The 18,217-nt window shown below is 63.6% G+C and carries 19 protein-coding genes; 15 read left to right on the top strand and 4 right to left on the bottom strand.

Annotated elements, in window-relative coordinates; translation table 11 throughout:
• Positions 1-17 precede the first annotated feature (17 nt).
• From A7D27_RS07895 to flgA, 4 genes are all read right to left on the bottom strand, one after another.
• Positions 18-767: a flagellar brake protein gene (locus A7D27_RS07895; protein ID WP_069564550.1), complete on the bottom strand. Its 750-nt coding sequence runs from the start codon at positions 765-767 to the stop codon at positions 18-20.
• An 83-nt stretch (positions 768-850) separates the two neighbouring features.
• On the bottom strand, positions 851-1,318 hold the full coding sequence (locus A7D27_RS07890) for a flagella synthesis protein FlgN (RefSeq protein WP_069564549.1): 468 nt from the start codon (positions 1,316-1,318) through the stop codon (positions 851-853).
• Between the two features lie 49 nt (positions 1,319-1,367).
• Positions 1,368-1,703: a flagellar biosynthesis anti-sigma factor FlgM gene (gene flgM, locus A7D27_RS07885; RefSeq protein WP_069564548.1), complete on the bottom strand. Its 336-nt coding sequence runs from the start codon at positions 1,701-1,703 to the stop codon at positions 1,368-1,370.
• Positions 1,704-1,859: 156 nt separating this feature from the next.
• Positions 1,860-2,621 (bottom strand): flagellar basal body P-ring formation chaperone FlgA, encoded by a 762-nt coding sequence (gene flgA, locus A7D27_RS27020; protein ID WP_083265560.1) that lies wholly within the window; start codon positions 2,619-2,621, stop codon positions 1,860-1,862.
• A gap of 80 nt (positions 2,622-2,701) precedes the next feature.
• Here flgA and A7D27_RS07875 point away from each other — a divergent pair, with 80 nt between their 5' ends.
• The 15 genes from A7D27_RS07875 (at position 2,702) to pseC (ending at position 18,208) form a co-directional block, all read left to right on the top strand.
• Positions 2,702-3,634, top strand: a complete 933-nt coding sequence (locus A7D27_RS07875; protein WP_069564546.1) for a chemotaxis protein CheV — start codon at positions 2,702-2,704, stop codon at positions 3,632-3,634.
• 45 nt (positions 3,635-3,679) lie between these two features.
• A complete protein-coding gene (cheR, locus tag A7D27_RS07870; protein WP_069560331.1) occupies positions 3,680-4,507 on the top strand; it encodes a protein-glutamate O-methyltransferase CheR in 828 nt (275 codons plus the stop codon).
• Between the two features lie 265 nt (positions 4,508-4,772).
• Complete coding sequence (flgB, locus tag A7D27_RS07865) at positions 4,773-5,180, top strand: flagellar basal body rod protein FlgB (protein WP_069560332.1); 408 nt, start codon at positions 4,773-4,775, stop codon at positions 5,178-5,180.
• An 11-nt stretch (positions 5,181-5,191) separates the two neighbouring features.
• The gene (gene flgC / locus A7D27_RS07860) at positions 5,192-5,644 is read left to right on the top strand and encodes a flagellar basal body rod protein FlgC (RefSeq protein WP_069560333.1); all 453 of its coding nucleotides are present in this window, start codon (positions 5,192-5,194) and stop codon (positions 5,642-5,644) included.
• Between the two features lie 20 nt (positions 5,645-5,664).
• Complete coding sequence (gene flgD / locus A7D27_RS07855; RefSeq protein ID WP_069564545.1) at positions 5,665-6,342, top strand: flagellar hook assembly protein FlgD; 678 nt, start codon at positions 5,665-5,667, stop codon at positions 6,340-6,342.
• 33 nt (positions 6,343-6,375) lie between these two features.
• Positions 6,376-7,689 (top strand): flagellar hook protein FlgE, encoded by a 1,314-nt coding sequence (flgE, locus tag A7D27_RS07850; RefSeq protein ID WP_069560335.1) that lies wholly within the window; start codon positions 6,376-6,378, stop codon positions 7,687-7,689.
• Between the two features lie 217 nt (positions 7,690-7,906).
• On the top strand, positions 7,907-8,647 hold the full coding sequence (locus A7D27_RS07845) for a flagellar basal body rod protein FlgF (RefSeq protein ID WP_069560336.1): 741 nt from the start codon (positions 7,907-7,909) through the stop codon (positions 8,645-8,647).
• Between the two features lie 46 nt (positions 8,648-8,693).
• Positions 8,694-9,479, top strand: coding sequence for a flagellar basal-body rod protein FlgG (gene flgG, locus A7D27_RS07840; RefSeq protein WP_069564544.1), 786 nt, complete (start codon positions 8,694-8,696; stop codon positions 9,477-9,479).
• Between the two features lie 20 nt (positions 9,480-9,499).
• Positions 9,500-10,213 carry a flagellar basal body L-ring protein FlgH gene (gene flgH, locus A7D27_RS07835; RefSeq protein ID WP_069560338.1) on the top strand — a complete coding sequence of 238 codons (714 nt, stop codon included), beginning with the start codon at positions 9,500-9,502 and terminating at the stop codon, positions 10,211-10,213.
• 14 nt (positions 10,214-10,227) lie between these two features.
• Positions 10,228-11,328, top strand: a complete 1,101-nt coding sequence (locus A7D27_RS07830; RefSeq protein WP_069560339.1) for a flagellar basal body P-ring protein FlgI — start codon at positions 10,228-10,230, stop codon at positions 11,326-11,328.
• Positions 11,329-11,338: 10 nt separating this feature from the next.
• Positions 11,339-12,517: a flagellar assembly peptidoglycan hydrolase FlgJ gene (gene flgJ / locus A7D27_RS07825; RefSeq protein ID WP_069560340.1), complete on the top strand. Its 1,179-nt coding sequence runs from the start codon at positions 11,339-11,341 to the stop codon at positions 12,515-12,517.
• Between the two features lie 9 nt (positions 12,518-12,526).
• Positions 12,527-14,551, top strand: coding sequence for a flagellar hook-associated protein FlgK (gene flgK / locus A7D27_RS07820; protein ID WP_069560341.1), 2,025 nt, complete (start codon positions 12,527-12,529; stop codon positions 14,549-14,551).
• A gap of 12 nt (positions 14,552-14,563) precedes the next feature.
• Positions 14,564-15,868 carry a flagellar hook-associated protein FlgL gene (gene flgL, locus A7D27_RS07815; protein WP_069560342.1) on the top strand — a complete coding sequence of 435 codons (1,305 nt, stop codon included), beginning with the start codon at positions 14,564-14,566 and terminating at the stop codon, positions 15,866-15,868.
• Positions 15,869-16,052: 184 nt separating this feature from the next.
• Positions 16,053-17,048 (top strand): UDP-N-acetylglucosamine 4,6-dehydratase (inverting), encoded by a 996-nt coding sequence (pseB, locus tag A7D27_RS07810; RefSeq protein ID WP_069564543.1) that lies wholly within the window; start codon positions 16,053-16,055, stop codon positions 17,046-17,048.
• A 2-nt stretch (positions 17,049-17,050) separates the two neighbouring features.
• On the top strand, positions 17,051-18,208 hold the full coding sequence (pseC, locus tag A7D27_RS07805) for a UDP-4-amino-4,6-dideoxy-N-acetyl-beta-L-altrosamine transaminase (protein WP_069564542.1): 1,158 nt from the start codon (positions 17,051-17,053) through the stop codon (positions 18,206-18,208).
• Positions 18,209-18,217 lie beyond the last annotated feature (9 nt).

Genomic DNA, 18,217 nt, shown 5'->3' with positions numbered 1-18,217 from the left:
CTCGGGTGAGGAGGGCGCTAGAAGAGATCGTCTTTGTCGAAGCGGCGGGCTTCGCGTTGGAGTTGGTAGACGAAACGCTCCACGAGGCGTTGCTCGGGGCCGTTCATGCGGTGGAAGCGCACGCCCGCCAGGGTGATGTTCAGCTTGTCGTTGTAGCTGAGGTGGCGTAGTTCAATGGGGGTGAGCAAGGTGCCGAATGGCAGGCGAGCGCTGAAGCGCTCGTAGACCTGGCCTGTCTGCAGCTGTTGGGTGGCGTCACCAGCGAAGCGCAACTTGCAGCCGGTGGCGGAGATATCCAGCATCTCGCCGCTGATCCCCATGGGTAGCCGGTCTCCGGCCAGTTCGATGGGGACGGGCTGCCCCTTCAGCAAGGGTGCGCGGAAGGCGTTGCGGCGTTGGTGGTAAGTGACTTCTTCGGGTAGGGGGCACCAGTAGCAGGGAGCTCCCTGATGTTCGCCTACCTGGACGGGCTGGCGGCATTCCCAGGCGATTCTGACGCCATCATGGAAGCCTTCCACACGAAAGCACTCCCCCGCGCGAATGAACCGCTCGCCGTCGTTGGGAACTATCTCATCAAGCGCGACGCGTTGACGGTCCTTGTCGACCTCCACCAGGAAGCTCTGGAAGCGCTGGCTGCGCTCATGGAAGGTAACGACTAGAGGGTCATGGCTTTGCAGCAAGAGGCGAAGATTGGCCTGGATTTCCACGGGTGCCTTCAACACCTTGGGGGGTTGTGGGCCATCATCTTCGTTGAATGCGTTGGACACGGTCCAGGTCTCTCCAAACACATGGGGCTCGGTGCGCCAGCATACTGGCAATGTGCCCCGATGTCCTGGCGCTTCTTATTGTTTCAGGCCTGGCTGAGCGGGCGCTGTCGAGGGATTTTAGCGGCGCTTCCCCGGCTGTCATAGAGGCTGGGAGTCTCCTGGCCGCGCAGGATGGCCAGAGTGTTGTCCACGCTGGTCTGGCTGGCGCGGATCAGTCGCCCATTGCGCAGGTTGCCCGCCTGGCACTGCTCCAGCACGTCGTTCAGTGCTGCGCTGCGCGCCTGCAAATCGGCGCCGATTGGGGAGCGCTCGACCAGGGCGGTCAGTCCGGCGCGGTCTGCGCTTAGCCCGAGCGCTTGCAGTGCCTCGGCGCGAAGACGGCCATGCTGGTCAAGGAGGGCGAGCAAGGGCTGCTTGTCCGAGAGAATCTGCTCGAGTTGCGGCAGGTCGCGTTCGGTCAGTGCCTTGAATTCGTTATCGATCAGCTCAAGCAGTTGCTGGGCGTGGTCGATATCGTGGTTGAGCAGGTCGAGCAGTTCGGTGTCTTGCATTTCGGGCTCTGGGGATCGGGCGTCCAATATCCCCAGCGCTGCCCTTGGACTAGCGCTGGGATTCGAAGTCGAGCAACTTGCTTGCCACGCGCTGGCTGTCTACCTGGTAGGTGCCGTTGGCGATGGCTTGCTTGATCTTGTCGACCCGCTCCCGGTCGACGGTGGGCAGGTCGCGTAGCTTGTCGGTGACCTTCTGCAGTTGCTGGGCATCGCTGCTCAGTTGCACGCTCTCACCACTGCGCGGGGAAGTGGCAGCCGGCTCGTTGGTGGTCTGGCTGGCGCTGGTCGGGGTGGCGGTAACGCCTTCGTTCTTTCCGGCGTTGCCGGTACGTCCCGCGTTGGCGGGCGTGTTGGCATTGTTGAGCCGGTTGAAGTCGATGACCATGATGCAGAACCTCTGGGTGTTTTGGACGCTTACCGACCTTATCGACCAGGCCCGAACTAACTTTAGGGCAACTTCCGAAAAAAATCCCGGACGTGGTGTGGCGCTGGAAAACCGGCACTCTACACGAAATGACATCAAGCCATACAAGAGTCGTGCCTACATGGCGACCTCCACTTGCCCTGGTCCGGTTACCCGGGCTTTGACGACGCGTTTGGAGTTGAGATTGCGGACGCGTATCTGCTCCCCTACTGCGCCTGCGGAAAGCGCTTCGCCCGGCATCTTTACCTGGATGGTGGAGTTCCCGGCACTGATCACCACCTGGTCACCCTTGCGAACCACCTCAGCCATTTCCACATGCGTTGGCGTCAGGATCTGGTCGGCCAGAACAGGGCGCGTGAGCTTGTGACCTTCTGCTTGAGAAGGTGCTGTGAGATAGCCTTGAGAGAGCAGTCCTACGTCACGCTCGACCAGGTTGTAGTCACGGGAGGACAGTTCTTCCCCTTTGCGCATCGGGCGTGCGGCGACTATTACATTGCGGAAGAGACGAACCTGAGCAGGCACGAAGACAGACCACGGGGCGCCCCCTTCGCAGCGAATCTTCACCGTGACACGGCCAACCGGTTGTGCGGGACTTTCCAGGCTCACTGTCAAATCCCTGTCGCAGGTAGCGAGACGTAGCCGCGGGTCGAGTCGATTCACCTGGATTTCGTAGCGTCCTTCGATGCCGCTATTCTGGAGATATTCCTCTACCTTGAACTCAAGAAACCCTTCGGTGGAGCCGATAAGGACTTCGGGCGGCGTGAGTCCTTCTGCCGAAGCGCCGTTATGGCTCAGGCAGAATAAAACGGGTAAAAAGGCCCATGACCGGTGACGGCGATGTGCTATCAGGTGTCGGAAAAGCGTCGTTGTCGGGTTCATGCAATTCAAAAAAGCAAGGCTCGTGCCGCCTGCTAATCTATGGCGAAGCGTCCTGAAGCTCAAAAGGGGAGAGTCCTGGCATGGCCGGTGTATTGGATTCGGTTAACCAGCGTACGCAACTGGTAGGGCAGAACCGCCTGGAGTTGCTGTTGTTCCGGCTGGATGGACCCCAGCTCTACGGGATCAACGTGTTCAAGGTGAAGGAGGTGCTTCAATGCCCCAAGCTCACCATCATGCCCAAGTCCAGCCCGGTGGTTCGAGGGGTGGCGAATATCCGCGGAGGGACCATCCCCATCCTCGACCTGTCCATGGCGACAGGGCGCAGGCCGTTGAGTGATCTCAAGAACAGCTTCGTGATCATTACGGAGTACAACAGCAAGGTTCAGGGATTTCTGGTGCGCTCCGTGGAGCGCATCATCAACATGAACTGGGAAGAGATCCATCCGCCACCCAAGGGAACCGGGCGTGAGCATTACCTGACCGCGGTCACGCGTGTCGACAAGAACCTGGTCGAGATCATTGACGTGGAGAAGATCCTCGCCGAAGTCGCGCCGACCTCGGAGGCCATCTCCGAGGGCGTTATCGATCACGAGACCCAGGCCAGCGCCGTTACCAAACGCGTGCTGATCGTCGACGACTCTTCCGTGGCGCGCAAGCAGCTGATCCGCTGCCTGGAGACGGTCGGGGTGGAGGTGGTCTCGCTGAACGATGGCCGCCAGGCGTACAACTACCTGCATGACCTGGTCGAGCAGGGCAAGGCGCCGGATAAAGAACTCCTGATGATCATTTCCGACATCGAGATGCCGGAGATGGATGGCTACACCCTGACTGCGGAAATACGTGGTGATCCGAGAATGCAGAAGCTGCACATCCTCCTGCATACTTCGCTCTCCGGCGTTTTCAACCAGGCGATGGTGAAGAAAGTTGGCGCGGATGACTTCCTCGCCAAGTTCCGACCCGACGAGCTTGCCGCGAGGGTGATCGAGCGGATCAGGATTGCGGACGGGGCGTGAAGGGGATTCGTTCCCCAGGTACAGATGATGAATGAGGCGGCCCTAGTGTCTTCAGGTAACTTGGATTTCGAGCAGTTCCGGACTTTCCTGGAAAAAACCTGCGGCATATTGCTGGGAAGCAATAAGCAGTACCTGGTTTCCAGCCGTCTGAACAAATTGATGGAGCAGAACGGCATCAAGACGTTGAGCGAGCTGGTGCAGAAGATCCAGAACGCACCCCGTAGCGGCCTGCGAGAGCAGGTGGTGGATGCCATGACCACCAACGAAACGCTCTGGTTTCGGGATACCTACCCCTTTGAAGTGCTCAAGAGTCGCATCCTGCCCGAGCTGATCAAGGCCAATCCGAACCAGCCCTTGCGGATCTGGTCGGCGGCCAGCTCCTCCGGGCAGGAGCCGTTCTCCATCTCCATGGCCATCGACGAGTTCGAGCGGACCAATCTGGGGCAACTCAAGGCCGGTGTTCGGATCGTCGCCACCGACCTGTCCACGGCCATGCTTGCGGCCTGCCGTGCTGGCGAATACGACAGCCTCGCCATGGGGCGTGGTCTGTCCCAGGAGCGGCTCACCCGATTCTTTGATCCGAAAGGGCCGGGGCGCTGGGTGGTCAAGCCAGCCATTCGCAATCGCGTGGAGTTTCGCGCCTTGAACCTGCTGGACAGCTACGCCTCTCTCGGCAAGTTCGACATCGTGTTCTGCCGCAACGTGCTGATCTACTTCTCCGCCGATGTGAAGAAGGACATCCTTACTCGTATCCACGCAACCCTGAAGCCTGGTGGCTACCTGTTTCTCGGGGCCTCCGAGGCTCTGAACGGCTTGCCGGATCTCTATCAGATGGTCCAGTGCAACCCGGGCATCATCTACAAGGTGAAGTAATCGGTGGTGATCCTGAAAGGAGGCGCAAGCCTCCTTTTTTGTGCCTGTCATTCGGCCGTGCCGCCCTTTGCCGTTCGGCGGCAATGCCCGTTGCCGCCTTGCCGCCCAGTCTGCGGCAAAGCGGCAAAGCCTTACCGTTCAGCCCTTGATTGTCGTCTGAAAATTCCTCAACTATTTGTTTTAAAAGGATATTTAAAATTGGCACAGCCTTTGCTGAATGTCCGGCAGACAAACCGTCATTGCCGCCTGGCAAAGGTTGGAAGACATGAGCATCAGTTTCGAAAGCGCCCTTGGCATCCACGAGTCCGCCCTGCGGTTCCGCACTCAGCGTGCCGAGGTCCTGGCCAATAACATCGCCAACGCCGATACCCCCCACTTCAAGGCGCGTGACCTGGATTTCTCCTCCGTGCTCGCCGAGCAGGCGGAGAAGGCCTCCAAGGGCACTTTCCAGGCAACGCTGACCAACGCGCGGCACATCGCAGCCGAGGGCACCGGCATGCTGGATGAGTCCCTCAAGTACCGCATCCCGTTCCAGCCCTCCATCGACCAGAACACTGTCGACCTGCAGCAGGAACAGGCCAGCTACACCGAGAACTCCGTGCAATTCCAGGCCAGCTTCACCCTGCTCAACAGCAAGTTCAAAGGGCTCGTCAACGCACTGCGTGGCGAGTAAGGAGAACGACCATGTCCCTGACCAGCGTCTTCAACATTGCCGGCACCGGCATGAGTGCTCAGAGCACCCGACTGAACACCGTCTCCAGCAACATCGCCAACGCCGAGACCGTGTCCTCCAGCATCGACAAGACCTACCGCGCCCGCCATCCGGTGTTCGCCACCATGTACCAGAGCCAGCTCAACGGCCAGGGCAGCGACCAGGGTTCCCTGTTCGCGCCTGAAGACGAGTCCGGTCGTGGCGTCCAGGTGCTGGGTGTGGTCGAGGACCAGAGCGCGCTGGTGCCGCGCTATGAACCGAACCATCCCGCCGCCAATGCGGACGGCTACGTGTACTACCCCAACGTCAACGTGGTCGAGGAAATGGCGGACATGATCTCCGCCAGCCGAGCCTTCCAGACCAACGTCGAAATGATGAACACCGCCAAGCAGATGATGCAGCGCGTGCTGACCCTGGGTCAGTGAGTGCGTGAGGGAGTGACAAGATGAGCGTTGACGTAGGCGCCACCACCAGTTCTTCGGTACTGGACCAATACAAGCTCAAGGAAACCACCAAGCCGAAGGAACTGGGCAAAGACCAGTTCCTCCAGTTGCTGGTGGCGCAGATGAACAACCAGAACCCGCTGGACCCGCAGACCAACAGCGAGTTCGTGGCGCAGCTTGCCCAGTTCAGTACCGTCGAAGGCCTGGACAACCTGAACAAGAGCGTCAACACCATCCTCTCCAGCACCCAGTCCTCTCAGGCACTGCAGGCATCATCCCTGGTGGGGCGCAAGGTCATGGTCCCCTCCAGCAAGGCCATGGTCGATCCCGCCGAAGGGCTCACCGGCACCGTCAGCCTCACCAGCTCCACGTCCAACCTCTACGTCAACGTACTGGACGACAAGGGCAACACGGTCAGTCGCGTCAACCTGGGTGCGCAGAAGGCCGGTGCGGTCAGTTTCACCTGGGACGGCAAGGACTCCAGTGGCAATGCTGTCGCCAAGGGGGTCTACACCTTCAAGGCCGAGGCTGGCGTCGATGGCAAGACCGTTGCCATGGGCACCGTCCTCCCGGCCAACGTCGACAGCGTCACCCTGGGCCAGAACGGAAGAGAGATGACGCTCAACCTCGCAGGGCTCGGCAGCATCGCGCTTTCCAAGGTCCAGGTCATCGGTAAGTAATCGTCGACGCTGTCGGCGCAACAGGAGCATCCCATGTCGTTCAACATCGGCCTCAGCGGCATCCGCGCCGCCTCCAGTGACCTCAACATCACTGGCAACAACATCGCCAACGCAGGGACCGTGGGCTTCAAACAGTCCCGTGGCGAGTTCCAGGACCTGTACTCGGCGTCCGTACTGGGCTCCGGCAGCAAGACCATCGGCAGCGGCGTGCTGCTGGCCAACGTCGCCCAGCTCTACAACCAGGGCACCATCGACTACACCGAAAACGCCCTCGACCTGGCCATCAACGGCAACGGCTTCTTCGTCACCAGCAACAACGGCGCTGTCAGCTACACCCGTGCCGGTTACTTCGGCACCGACAAGGACGGCTTCATCGTCGACAACAACGGCTACCGCCTCCAGGGTTACACGGTGGATGCCAGTGGTGCGCTGCAAAGCGGTGTGGTCGGTGACCTCACCATCAAGACCAACAACCAGCAGCCCAAGGCCACCACCACCATCACCCAGCCGTTCAACCTGAACTCCAGCAACACCCCTCCGACGGTGTCGCCGTTCAACCCGGCCGACCCGAAGAGCTACAACTCCTCCACGTCGGTCAACATCTATGACGCCCAGGGCAACCCCCATGTCATGACCCAGTACTTCGTCAAATCGGCCACGCCGGCGAACACCTGGACCATGAACGTGCTGATCGACGGTCGTAACCCTACCAATCCGGCCTCCACCACCCCCATGAGTACCCCGGTGGGCTTCACCGCCTCCGGCCAGTTGGACACCTCCACCTTCGCCAACACCGGTGGCTTTGCCGTTAACGCCGACGGCACCCTGGGCATCAATGGCTGGGTGCCGGCCGTATCCGACGGCGCCACCCCGCCGGTATGGAGCGCCAACGGTGCCGCAGCCGCCCCGAGCATCACCTTCGATATCCGTGGCTCCACCCAGTTCTCCAGCGCCTTCGCTGTTGCCAGCGTCGCCCAGGATGGCTACACCACCGGGCAACTGGCCGGCCTGCAGATCGATGACAAGGGCATGATCTTCGCCCGCTATACCAACGGTCAGACCCAGCTCCAGGGTCAGGTCGTCCTGGCGAACTTCGCCAACGTCCAGGGCTTGACTCCGGTGGGCAAGACCTCCTGGGTCGAATCCTCCGAATCCGGTGAGCCGGTGATCGGCACTCCGCGTGCCGGCACCCTGGGGGCTCTGCAGTCCGGCGCTCTGGAGTCCTCCAACGTGGATATTTCAACCGAGCTGGTCGACCTGATCGTTGCGCAGCGCAACTACCAGGCCAACGCCAAGACCATCGAGACCGAGAATGCGGTGACCCAGACCATCATCAACCTGCGTTGAGTGAGTGGCCGTCGCCCGTCAAAAGGGTGGCGGCGACCTTGCCGCTGGCGGCATCCCCTCGCCGCCACGGCATTCCAGGGCCTCCATGTGAGGCCTTTTTCTTTTCAGTTTCTCCTTGTTTATCAATGGCGTGTCTCTATTTGAAGAGCTTGGCACAGCAATTGCTGTAGACCCTGCAAAGCAATGCGGGCGTCAAAAGCCCACCTTGGAGACCTCCATGGACAAGATGCTCTACATCTCCATGACCGGTGCCAGCCAGAACACCCTGGCCCAGCGCGCTCATGCCAACAACCTGGCGAACGTATCCACCACCGGGTTCCGTCGCGACTTCGAGCAGGCGCGTTCCATGCCCGTGTTCGGCGACACCTTCCCGGCGCGCGTGTTCGCCATGAGCGAACGCCCCGGGACCGACTTCACCCCAGGTGCCCTGCAGGAAACCGGGCGCGACATGGACATCGCCATCGGTGGTGAGGGCTGGATCGCCGTGCAGGCGCCGGACGGCAGCGAAGGCTACGTGCGCACCGCCAGCCTCCAGGTGGACGCCAACGGCCAGTTGCGTGCCGGCAATGGCTTGCCGGTAATCGGCAACGCCGGGCCGATCGCCATCCCGCCGGAGCAGAAGGTGGAGATCGGCTCCGACGGCACCATCAGCATCCGCGCCCTGGGCGAGGCCCCCAACGTGATGGCCGAGGTGGACCGCATCAAGCTCGTCAACCCCGATCCCAAGCAACTGGAGAAGGGCCTCGATGGCCTGATCCATACCAAGAACAAACAGCCAGCGGACGTGGATGGCACGGTCAAGCTCACCTCGGGTTTCCTTGAAGCGAGCAACGTCAACGCCGTCGAGGAGATGACCGCGATCCTCTCCCTGTCCCGTCAATTCGAACTGCACGTGAAGATGATGCGCACCGCCGAGGACGACGCCGCGGCGATGGCACGGGTCATGCAGCTCAGCTAACAACCAGTACGCGGCGCCATGACTTCGGCGCCCGAGGAGAATGACGATGATTCCGGCACTTTGGGTCAGCAAGACGGGTTTGGCGGCACAGGACATGAACCTGACCACCATCTCCAACAACCTGGCCAACGTCTCCACCACCGGCTTCAAGCGCGACCGCGCCGAATTCCAGGACCTGCTCTACCAGATCCGCCGCCAGCCCGGCGCCCAGAGCACTCAGGACAGCCAACTGCCCAGCGGCCTGCAGCTGGGTACCGGTGTGCGCATCGCCGGCACCCAGAAGATCTTCACCCAGGGCAGCCTGCAGACCACCGAGCAGCCGCTCGACCTCGCCATCAACGGGCGCGGCTTCTTCCAGATACTCCTGCCGGACGGCACTGTCTCCTACACCCGCGACGGCAGCTTCCACCTGAACTCCGACGGGCAGATCGTCACCAGCCAGGGCTACCCCCTGGAGCCGGCCATCGTCCTGCCCGCCCAGGTCCAGACCTTCACCGTTGGCGAGGATGGCACCGCCTCGGTGACCACCTTCGGCAACCCCGCGCCCCAGGTGATCGGCAACATCCAGACCGCCGACTTCGTCAACTACGGCGGCCTGCAGGCCATCGGCAACAACCTGTTCCTGGAGACCGCCGCCAGTGGTGCGCCGCAGGTTGGCACCCCGGGCCTCACCGGACTCGGCAACGTCCTGCAGAACACCCTGGAGAACTCCAACGTTAGCGTGGTGGAGGAACTGGTGGACATGATCACCACCCAGCGTGCCTACGAGATGAACTCCAAGGTCATCTCCACCGCCGACTCCATGCTCGGCTACATCTCGCAGAACCTGTAACGCCCCCGAGGTAAGTTGTCATGAACCGGCTGCTCATCATCGCCCCGTTGCTCGCCACCCAGCTTCTCGCCGGGTGCGTCGCGCCGCCGCCCAAGCCGAACGACCCGTACTACGCACCGGTGTTGCCCCGCACCCCGCTGCCGGCCGCGCAGAACAACGGCGCCATCTACCAGCCCGGGTTCGAGACCAACCTCTACAACGACCGCAAGGCCTACCGTGTGGGTGACATCATCACCATCACCCTCAACGAGCGGACCCAGGCCAGCAAGAACGCCAACTCGCAGATCCAGAAGAACAGCACTGCCAACCTTGGCTTGACTTCCCTGTTCGGCGGTGGCGTCTCGATCAGCAACCCCAGCTCCAAGCTGAACCCCCTGGAGGCCGAGGACCTCACGCTGTCCGCCGGTTACTCGGGTAGTCGTGATGCCAACGGCACCTCGAAGGTGGGGCAGAGCAACAGCCTGACCGGTTCAATCACCGTTACCGTCTCCGAAGTGATGCCCAATGGCATCCTTGCCGTGCGTGGCGAGAAATGGCTGACCCTGAACACCGGCGACGAGCTGGTGCGCATTGCCGGCCTGGTGCGTGCGGACGACATCGGCACCGACAACACCGTGTCCTCCACTCGCGTGGCGGACGCCCGCATCACCTACTCGGGCACCGGCGCCTTCGCCGACGCCAGCCAGCCGGGCTGGTTCGACCGCTTCTTCATGAGCCCGCTGTGGCCGTTCTGAGCAGGTAGCGCGACATGAAACGATTCATCGCAGCCCTTTGCCTGTTGCTCGCCGGTACTTTCGCTCATGCCGAGCGCCTGAAGGACCTGGCCAGCATTCAGGGCGTGCGTAACAACCAGTTGATCGGCTACGGCCTGGTGGTGGGGCTCAACGGCACCGGCGACCAGACCACCCAGACGCCCTTCACCCTGCAGACCTTCAACAACATGCTGGCGCAGTTCGGCATCAAGGTCCCGGAGGGCTCGGGCAACGTGCAGTTGAAGAACGTCGCCGCCGTCTCCATCCACGCCGACCTGCCGCCCTTCGCCAAGCCCGGCCAGACCCTGGACGTGACCATCTCCTCCATCGGCAACGCCAAGAGCCTGCGCGGCGGCAGCCTGCTGATGACCCCGCTGAAGGGCATCGACGGCAACGTCTACGCCATCGCCCAGGGCAACCTGGTGGTGGGCGGCTTCGACGCCCAGGGCAGCGACGGCTCCAAGATCACCGTCAATGTCCCGTCCTCCGGCCGGATTCCCGCAGGTGCCACCGTCGAGCGCCCGGTGCCGAGCGGCTTCGACCAGGGCAATACCCTGACCCTGAACCTCAACCGCCCGGACTTCACCACCGCCAAGAACATCGTCGACAAGCTCAATGAGATGCTCGGCCCAGGTGTCGCCCAGGCCATCGACGGTGGTTCGGTGCGGGTCAGTGCCCCGCTGGACCCGAACCAGCGCGTCGACTACCTCTCGGTGATCGAGAACCTGGAGATCGAGTCCGGCAAGGCCGTGGCCAAGGTCATCATCAATTCACGCACCGGCACCATCGTCATCGGCCAGGACGTGCGCGTGCAGCCGGCCGCCGTCACCCACGGCAGCCTCACCGTCACCATCACCGAAGACCCCATCGTCAGTCAGCCGGGCGCACTGTCCGGCGGGCAGACGGCTGTCGTACCGCGTTCCAAGGTCAAGGCCGACCAGGAGGCGAAGCCGATGTTCAAGTTCGCTCCCGGTACCTCGCTGGACGAGATCGTCCGCGCGGTCAACCAGGTGGGGGCGTCTCCTTCCGACCTGATGGCCATCCTCGAGGCGCTCAAGCAAGCCGGCGCCCTCCAGGCTGACCTGATCGTGATCTGAGGTAGCGATCATGGACTCCAGGCTCACTACAGGCCTCGCCACGCGCGGGGCCATCGACTCCGGTGCCTTCACCGACCTGAACCGCATGGCCCAGTTCAAGGTGGGCAAGGGGCGTGACGGCGAGGAAAACGTCAAGAAGGTCGCCCAGGAGTTCGAGTCGCTGTTCGTCAACGAGATGCTCAAGTCCATGCGTGCCGCCGGCGACGTCTTCGCCGAAGGCAACTTCCTCAACAGCAACGAGAGCAAGACCTACCGCGACATGTACGACCAGCAGCTCGCGGTCACCATCTCCAAGGGCCACGGCATCGGCCTGGCCGATGTGCTGACCCGCCAGTTGAGCAAGACCAAGTCCACCGGCAAGGCCAACCCCTTCGCCCAGGTGGCCGAGACCGCCGGAGCCCAGTGGCCGCAGAAGGGCAGCAGCCCCGCGGCCGCGCCGGAAGGGGGGCGTGACGATTCCAAACTGCTGGCCCAGCGCCGCATCAGCCTGCCCAGTCGCTTCACCGACCGCCTGCTGGCCGGCATCGTGCCGCCTGCCGGAGTCGCAGACGGCAAGCAGGCCTTGGCTGGTTCCGATTGGCTGCCAGCCAAGTCCTATGGCGCACCCGAGCGGGGCGTGGCCTCGGTGGATGGCGACAGCGCCGTGATCGGCCGGCGCATCGCCCAGCCGCCGCTGGCACCGGGCAAGCCCGCTTTCAGTTCACCCCAGGAATTCATCGACACCATGATGCCCATGGCCCAGGAAGCGGCGAAGAGCATCGGCGTCGACCCACGCTACCTGGTGGCCCAGGCAGCACTGGAGACCGGTTGGGGCAAATCCATCATTCGCCAGCAGGACGGCAGCAGCAGCCACAACCTGTTCGGCATCAAATCCCACGGCTGGGGCGGTCAGTCCGCCCGCGCCGTGACCACCGAATACAAGGGCGGCGAAGCCGTCAAGGAAGCGGCCTCGTTCCGCGCCTACGACTCGTACCGGCAGAGCTTCCGTGACTACGTGAGCTTCCTGCAGGGGAATGACCGATACCAGGACGCACTGGCAGTGACCGACAAACCCGAGCGCTTCGTCCGCGAACTGCAACAGGCCGGCTACGCCACCGACCCGCAGTACGCGCGCAAGGTCACGCAGATCGCGCGCCAGATGCAGACCTACCAGGCCGTCGCATCGGTCGGTTCGGTGCCCAACTCATGAGGATGAGCAATGGCTGACCTTCTCTACATCGGCCTGTCCGGCCTGCGCAGCACGCAGACCTCGCTGACCACCACCGGGCACAACATCAGCAACGTCAACACGCCCGGTTTTTCGCGTCAGCAGACCGTTCAGCAGACCAACCTCCCGCAGTTCACCGGCGGCGGCTACATCGGCTCCGGCAGCCAGGTGACGGATGTGCGCCGCCTGGCCAGCGAGTTCCTCACCTCGCAGTTGCGCACGGCCACCAGCCAGAACAGCGAACTGCAGGCATTCAAGAGCCAGATCGAACAGCTCGACTCGCTGCTGTCCAGCACCACCACCGGCATCAGCCCGGCGCTGAAGAGCTTCTTCACCTCGCTGCAGACCGCTTCCCAGGACCCGGCGTCCCTGGCCGGGCGCGAGGCCGTGCTGTCCCAGGCCAAGAGCCTCTCGGACACCTTCAACACGCTCTACGGCCAGTTCGACAAGCAGAACGAGCAGATCAACAGTCAGCTCGATGCGCTGACCACCCAGATCAACTCCCTGGCTGCCAACGTCGCCTCCTACAACGACGCCATCGCCAAAGCGCGTGCCAACGGCGCCGAGCCCAACGACCTGCTGGACGCCCGCGAAGAGGCGATCCGGCAGATATCCGAGATGGTCGGCGTGAAGACCCTGGAGCAGAAGGACGGCACCCTCAGCCTGTTCATCGGTACCGGTCAGCCGCTGGTGGTGGGCAGCTCCGCCTCCACCCTGAAAGCCTCGCCGGGCGTCAACGATCCGTCGCGCTACCAGATCGAGCTCATCACCGGCGGCGTCTCGCAGATCGTCACCGATCAGGTGACCGGTGGCGAGATGGGCGGCCTGATCGCCTACCGAGACACCGCGCTGGACCAGTCCTACAACGCCCTGGGCCAGCTCGCCATCACCATCAGCGACACGGTCAACAAGCAACTGGGCCAGGGCCTGGATTTGGTCGGTCGGGCCGGCAGCCCGCTCTTCGCCGACATCAACTCGGCCCAGGCTGCATCCCTGCGCGTACTCGCGGCCACCACCAACACCGGTACGGCCAGCGGTGTCCTCAACATCACCAACACCAGCCAGATGACCTCCAGCGACTACCGGCTGGACTTCGACGGCACCAACTTCACCGCGCTGCGCCTGTCCGACAACGCCAGCATGACCGTCACGGTCACCGGCACCGGCCCCTACACCCTGAGCTTCGCCGACGCCTCGGGCGTCAACCAGGGCTTCCAGGTGCAGTTGAACGCACTGCCGGCCGCCGGTGACCGTTTCACCCTGCAACCGACCCGTCGCGGCGCTGCCGACTTCGGCGCGACCTTGCAGTCCGCCGACCAGTTGGCGTTCGCCGGTTCGGCCCGTGCCGAAGCCACCACCAACAACCGGGGTACCGGCGCCATCGGGCAGCCGGCGCTGGTCAACGGCCCATCGCCCATCGACCTCACCGACCTGCAGGACCTGTTCGGCACCACCGGTCGCACGCTGACGTTCGACTCGACCACCAACACCCTGACCGGCGCCCTGCCGCCTGGCGCGACCCTGAGCTATGTCTCACCCTCGACCACGGCGCTGACCCCGGGGCAGACCAACACTCTGAGGTTGAACTACACCGACCCCTCCACCAACAACAGCTATACCTACGAGTTCACCGTCTCGGGCATTCCCCAGGGCGGCGACAGCTTCACCCTGGCCTTCAACACCAAGGGCACGGCGGACAACCGCAACGGCCTCGCCCTGGTCGGGCTGCAGACCAAGCAGACGGTCAACATCGGTGCCACCAGTGCCACCTACAACGACTCCTACAGCGCCCTGGTGGAGAAGGTCGGTGCGCTGACCTCCCAGGTGCGGATCAACGCGGCCGCTGCCGAGGCGGTGCAGGCCCAGGCCCAGGACAGCCGTGACTCCCTGTCGGCTGTGAGCCTGGACGAGGAGGCCGCCAGCCTCATCCGGTTCCAGCAGTACTACAATGCCAATGCCCAGGTCATTCAAGTTGCGCGGGCGCTGTTCGATACCCTGATCGGCGCCTTCAACTGAGGCTGATGCGATATGAGAATCTCCACCATCCAGGCCTTCAACAACCAGGTTGCCGGCCTGCAGCGAAACTACTCCAACGTCACCCGCACCCAGGAACAGATCAGCACCGGCAAGCGCCTCCTCACGCCGGCTGACGACCCGGTGGCCTCCGTGCGCCTCCTGCAACTCAGCCAGGAGGAGTCGCTGAACGGCCAGTACAAGTCGAACATCACCGCCGCCAAGAACAGCCTCAACGCCGAGGAAGCGGTGCTGAACTCGGTGGGCAACGTGCTGCAGCGCATCCGCGAGATTGCCGTACAGGCAGGTGACGGTGGCCAGGACTCCACTGACAAGGCAGCCCTGGGCACCGAGCTGCAGCAGCGCGAGGACGAGTTGCTCAGCCTGCTCAACAGTCGTGACTCCAGCGGCAAGTACCTGTTCGGCGGCTCCCAGGCCGATACCGCGCCGTTCGTCCGTAATGCCGACGGCACCTACAGCTACCTGGGCGACGAGGGCCGGCGCGAGGTGCAGGTGGCCAGCAGCACCTTCCTCGCCCTGGGTGACAACGGCAAGGCGCTGTTCGAGGACGTGTTCAACGCCAACCGCGTGACCACCTCCCAGGGGAGCGTCGGTACCGGCAGTACCGCGCGCATCGCCCAGGGCCTGGTGATAGACAAGGTCGATTACGACACCATCTTCCCCGCCAGCAACCCGCCAGTGGCCACCGATGCCATCGGCATCCATTTCCTCGACTCCCAGAACTATGTGGTCTACAACCCGGCCACCCTGCCGCCGGCTTACGACTGGACCACCTACAACCCCGCGACGCCGCCGACTGGGCAGTTGGCTACCGGAGCGTTCGATACCAACACGGCCACCCCTAACTTCGTCACCTATGGCGGCGTCAAGGTGCAGATCGACGGCAATCCCGCCACTGGCGACGACTTCAGCATCAACCGCAACCCATCCCAGGAGAAGCGCGGGCTGTTGAACGTGGTCTCCGACCTGCGCAAAGCCCTTCAGTCCTCCTCCGACGGCCCGGTGGGGAATCTGCAGACTCGCGACTCGGTGGCGGTGGCGCTGTCCAACCTTGAAGCGGTGAACACCAAGGTGCTTGCCGTGCAGGGCTCCATCGGCGCGCGCCTCAACACCCTGGAGACCACCGAAGGGTTCGTCGACGACGTCAGCCTGGTGAACAAGGCCGTGCAATCCGAGCTGGAGGACCTGGACTACGCCGAGGCCATCTCGCGTCTCACCCTGCAGTCCACCATCCTGCAGGCGGCCCAGCAGAGCTTCGTCAAGATCAACGGCCTGAGCCTGTTCAACTTCCTCAACTGATCGGCCTTCTGCGCACTGCTGGCGACGCCCTGTCCCTGGGACACGGCGTCGCCTTGCATTCCGGTGGGTTGGCACCATGCTTGCTTCGTGACCTGAAAACCGAATAGAACGCCATAATTCCGTCAGCACGACAGGCGCAGGGCCGTCGGCGAAGCCGGTGGCGGCAGGGCAGGGGAGAACACGCATGTTCGATGGCAAGTCCGTATTCGTATCCGGAGGTACCGGCTCGTTCGGTCGCTCCTTCATCCGCAGCCTGCTCCAGCGCTACCAGCCCAAGCGCGTGGTGGTGTTCTCGCGGGACGAACTCAAACAGTACGAAATGCAGCAGGAGTTCAACGCCCCCTGCATGCGCTACTTCCTCGGCGACGTGCGCGACGCCGACCGCGTCCAGCAGGCCCTGCGTGGCATCGACCTGGTGGTGCACGCCGCAGCCCTCAAGCAGGTACCGGCTGCCGAATACAACCCCACCGAATGCATCCGCACCAACGTCGGCGGCGCCGAGAACATCATCAACGGCGCCATCGCCAACGGCGTGCAGAAAGTGGTGGCGCTCTCCACCGACAAGGCCTCCAGCCCCATCAACCTCTACGGCGCCACCAAGCTGCTGAGCGACAAGCTGTTCGTTGCCGCCAACAACATCACCGGCGACCACCAGACCCGCTTCGCCGTCGTCCGCTACGGCAATGTGGTCGGCTCGCGGGGCTCGGTGCTGCCGTTCTTCCGCAAGCTGCTGGCCGACGGTGCCCGCGAGCTGCCGATCACCGATGCGCGCATGACCCGCTTCTGGATCACCCTCGACCAGGGCGTCGACTTCGTCATGCGCAGCTTCGAGCGCATGCAGGGCGGCGAGCTGTTCGTGCCGAAGATCCCCTCCGCACGCATCACCGATCTGGCCGAGGCCCTGGCGCCGGGCCTGCCCCATCGTCTGGTGGGCATCCGCCCCGGCGAGAAGCTGCACGAAATGATGATTTCCCGCGATGACAGCTCCCACACCTGGGAATTCGACAGCCACTTCGTCATCGCCCCTTCCATCAACTTCAACATGCAGTACGACTACGCCCGCGACGGCCTGGGGGGGATCGGCCGCGCGGTGGAGGAGGGCTTCGAGTACGTCTCCGACAGCAATCCCCACTACCTAAGCGTCGCCGAACTGCGCGAGCTGGCCGAGGCCTGGTCCTGAGCATGATTCCCTACGGACGTCAGAGCATTTCCCAGGCCGACATCGACGCCGTCGTCGAGACCCTCAACTCCGACTGGCTGACCCAGGGGCCGGCCATCGAGCGTTTCGAGGTCGCCTTCGCTGCCCGCTGCGAAGCTGCCCACGGCATCGCCGTCAGCAACGCCACGGCAGCCCTGCACATCGCCTGCCTGGCCCTCGACCTGGGCCCGGGGGACTGGCTCTGGACCAGCCCCAACACCTTCGTCGCCAGCGCCAATTGCGCGCTCTACTGCGGCGCCCAGGTGGACTTCGTCGACATCGACCCACGCACCTTCAACCTCGACGTGGACCTGCTGGAGGTTCGTCTCGCCCAGGCCGAGCAGCGCGGCCGGTTGCCCAAGGTGCTGGTGCCGGTGGCCTTCGCCGGGCAGAGCTGCGACATGGCGCGCATCGCCGCACTGGCCCGGCGCTACGGCTTCCGCGTGATCGAGGACGCCTCCCACGCCGTCGGCGCCGCCTACCTCGGGCGCCCGGTGGGCTGCGGCGCCCATGCCGACATCAGCGTGTTCAGCTTCCACCCGGTGAAGATCATCACCACCGGCGAAGGCGGCATGCTCACCACCCAGGACCCGCACCTGGCGGAGCGCCTGCGGCGCCTGCGCAGCCACGGCATCACCCGTGACCCGGCCGCCATGACCGAAGCCAGCCACGGCCCCTGGTACTACCAGCAGCTGGAACTGGGCTTCAACTACCGCATGACCGATCTGCAGGCCGCCCTCGGCTTTTCCCAGTTGCAGCGTTTGGAGGCCTTCGTCACCCGTCGCCGGGCCCTGGCCGACCGCTACGACGAGCTGCTCGCCGATCTGCCGCTGCGCCTGCCGGGGCGCCAGGAGGGGGCCGACTCGGCCTGGCACCTCTACCCGGTGCGCCTGCGCCTGAACGCCATCCGCCGCAGCCACCGCGAGGTGTTCGAGGGGCTGCGGGCCGCCGGCATCGGCGTCAACCTGCACTACATCCCGGTGCACCTGCAGCCTCACTACCAGCGGCTGGGCTTTGCCCCGGGCGACTTCCCCGAGGCCGAGCGCTACTACGCCGAGGCCCTGAGCCTGCCGCTCTTCCACGGCATGACCGATGACCAGCAGGAGCGGGTGGTGCAGGCACTGACCGCCCTCCTGCGCTGACAGGAGACG

It is taken from the genome of Pseudomonas sp. 1D4, assembly GCF_001728925.1.
Lineage (GTDB): Bacteria > Pseudomonadota > Gammaproteobacteria > Pseudomonadales > Pseudomonadaceae > Metapseudomonas > Metapseudomonas otitidis.
Note: the sequence above shows the minus strand (reverse complement) of the source record. Positions and strands in the feature narration are given on the sequence as shown.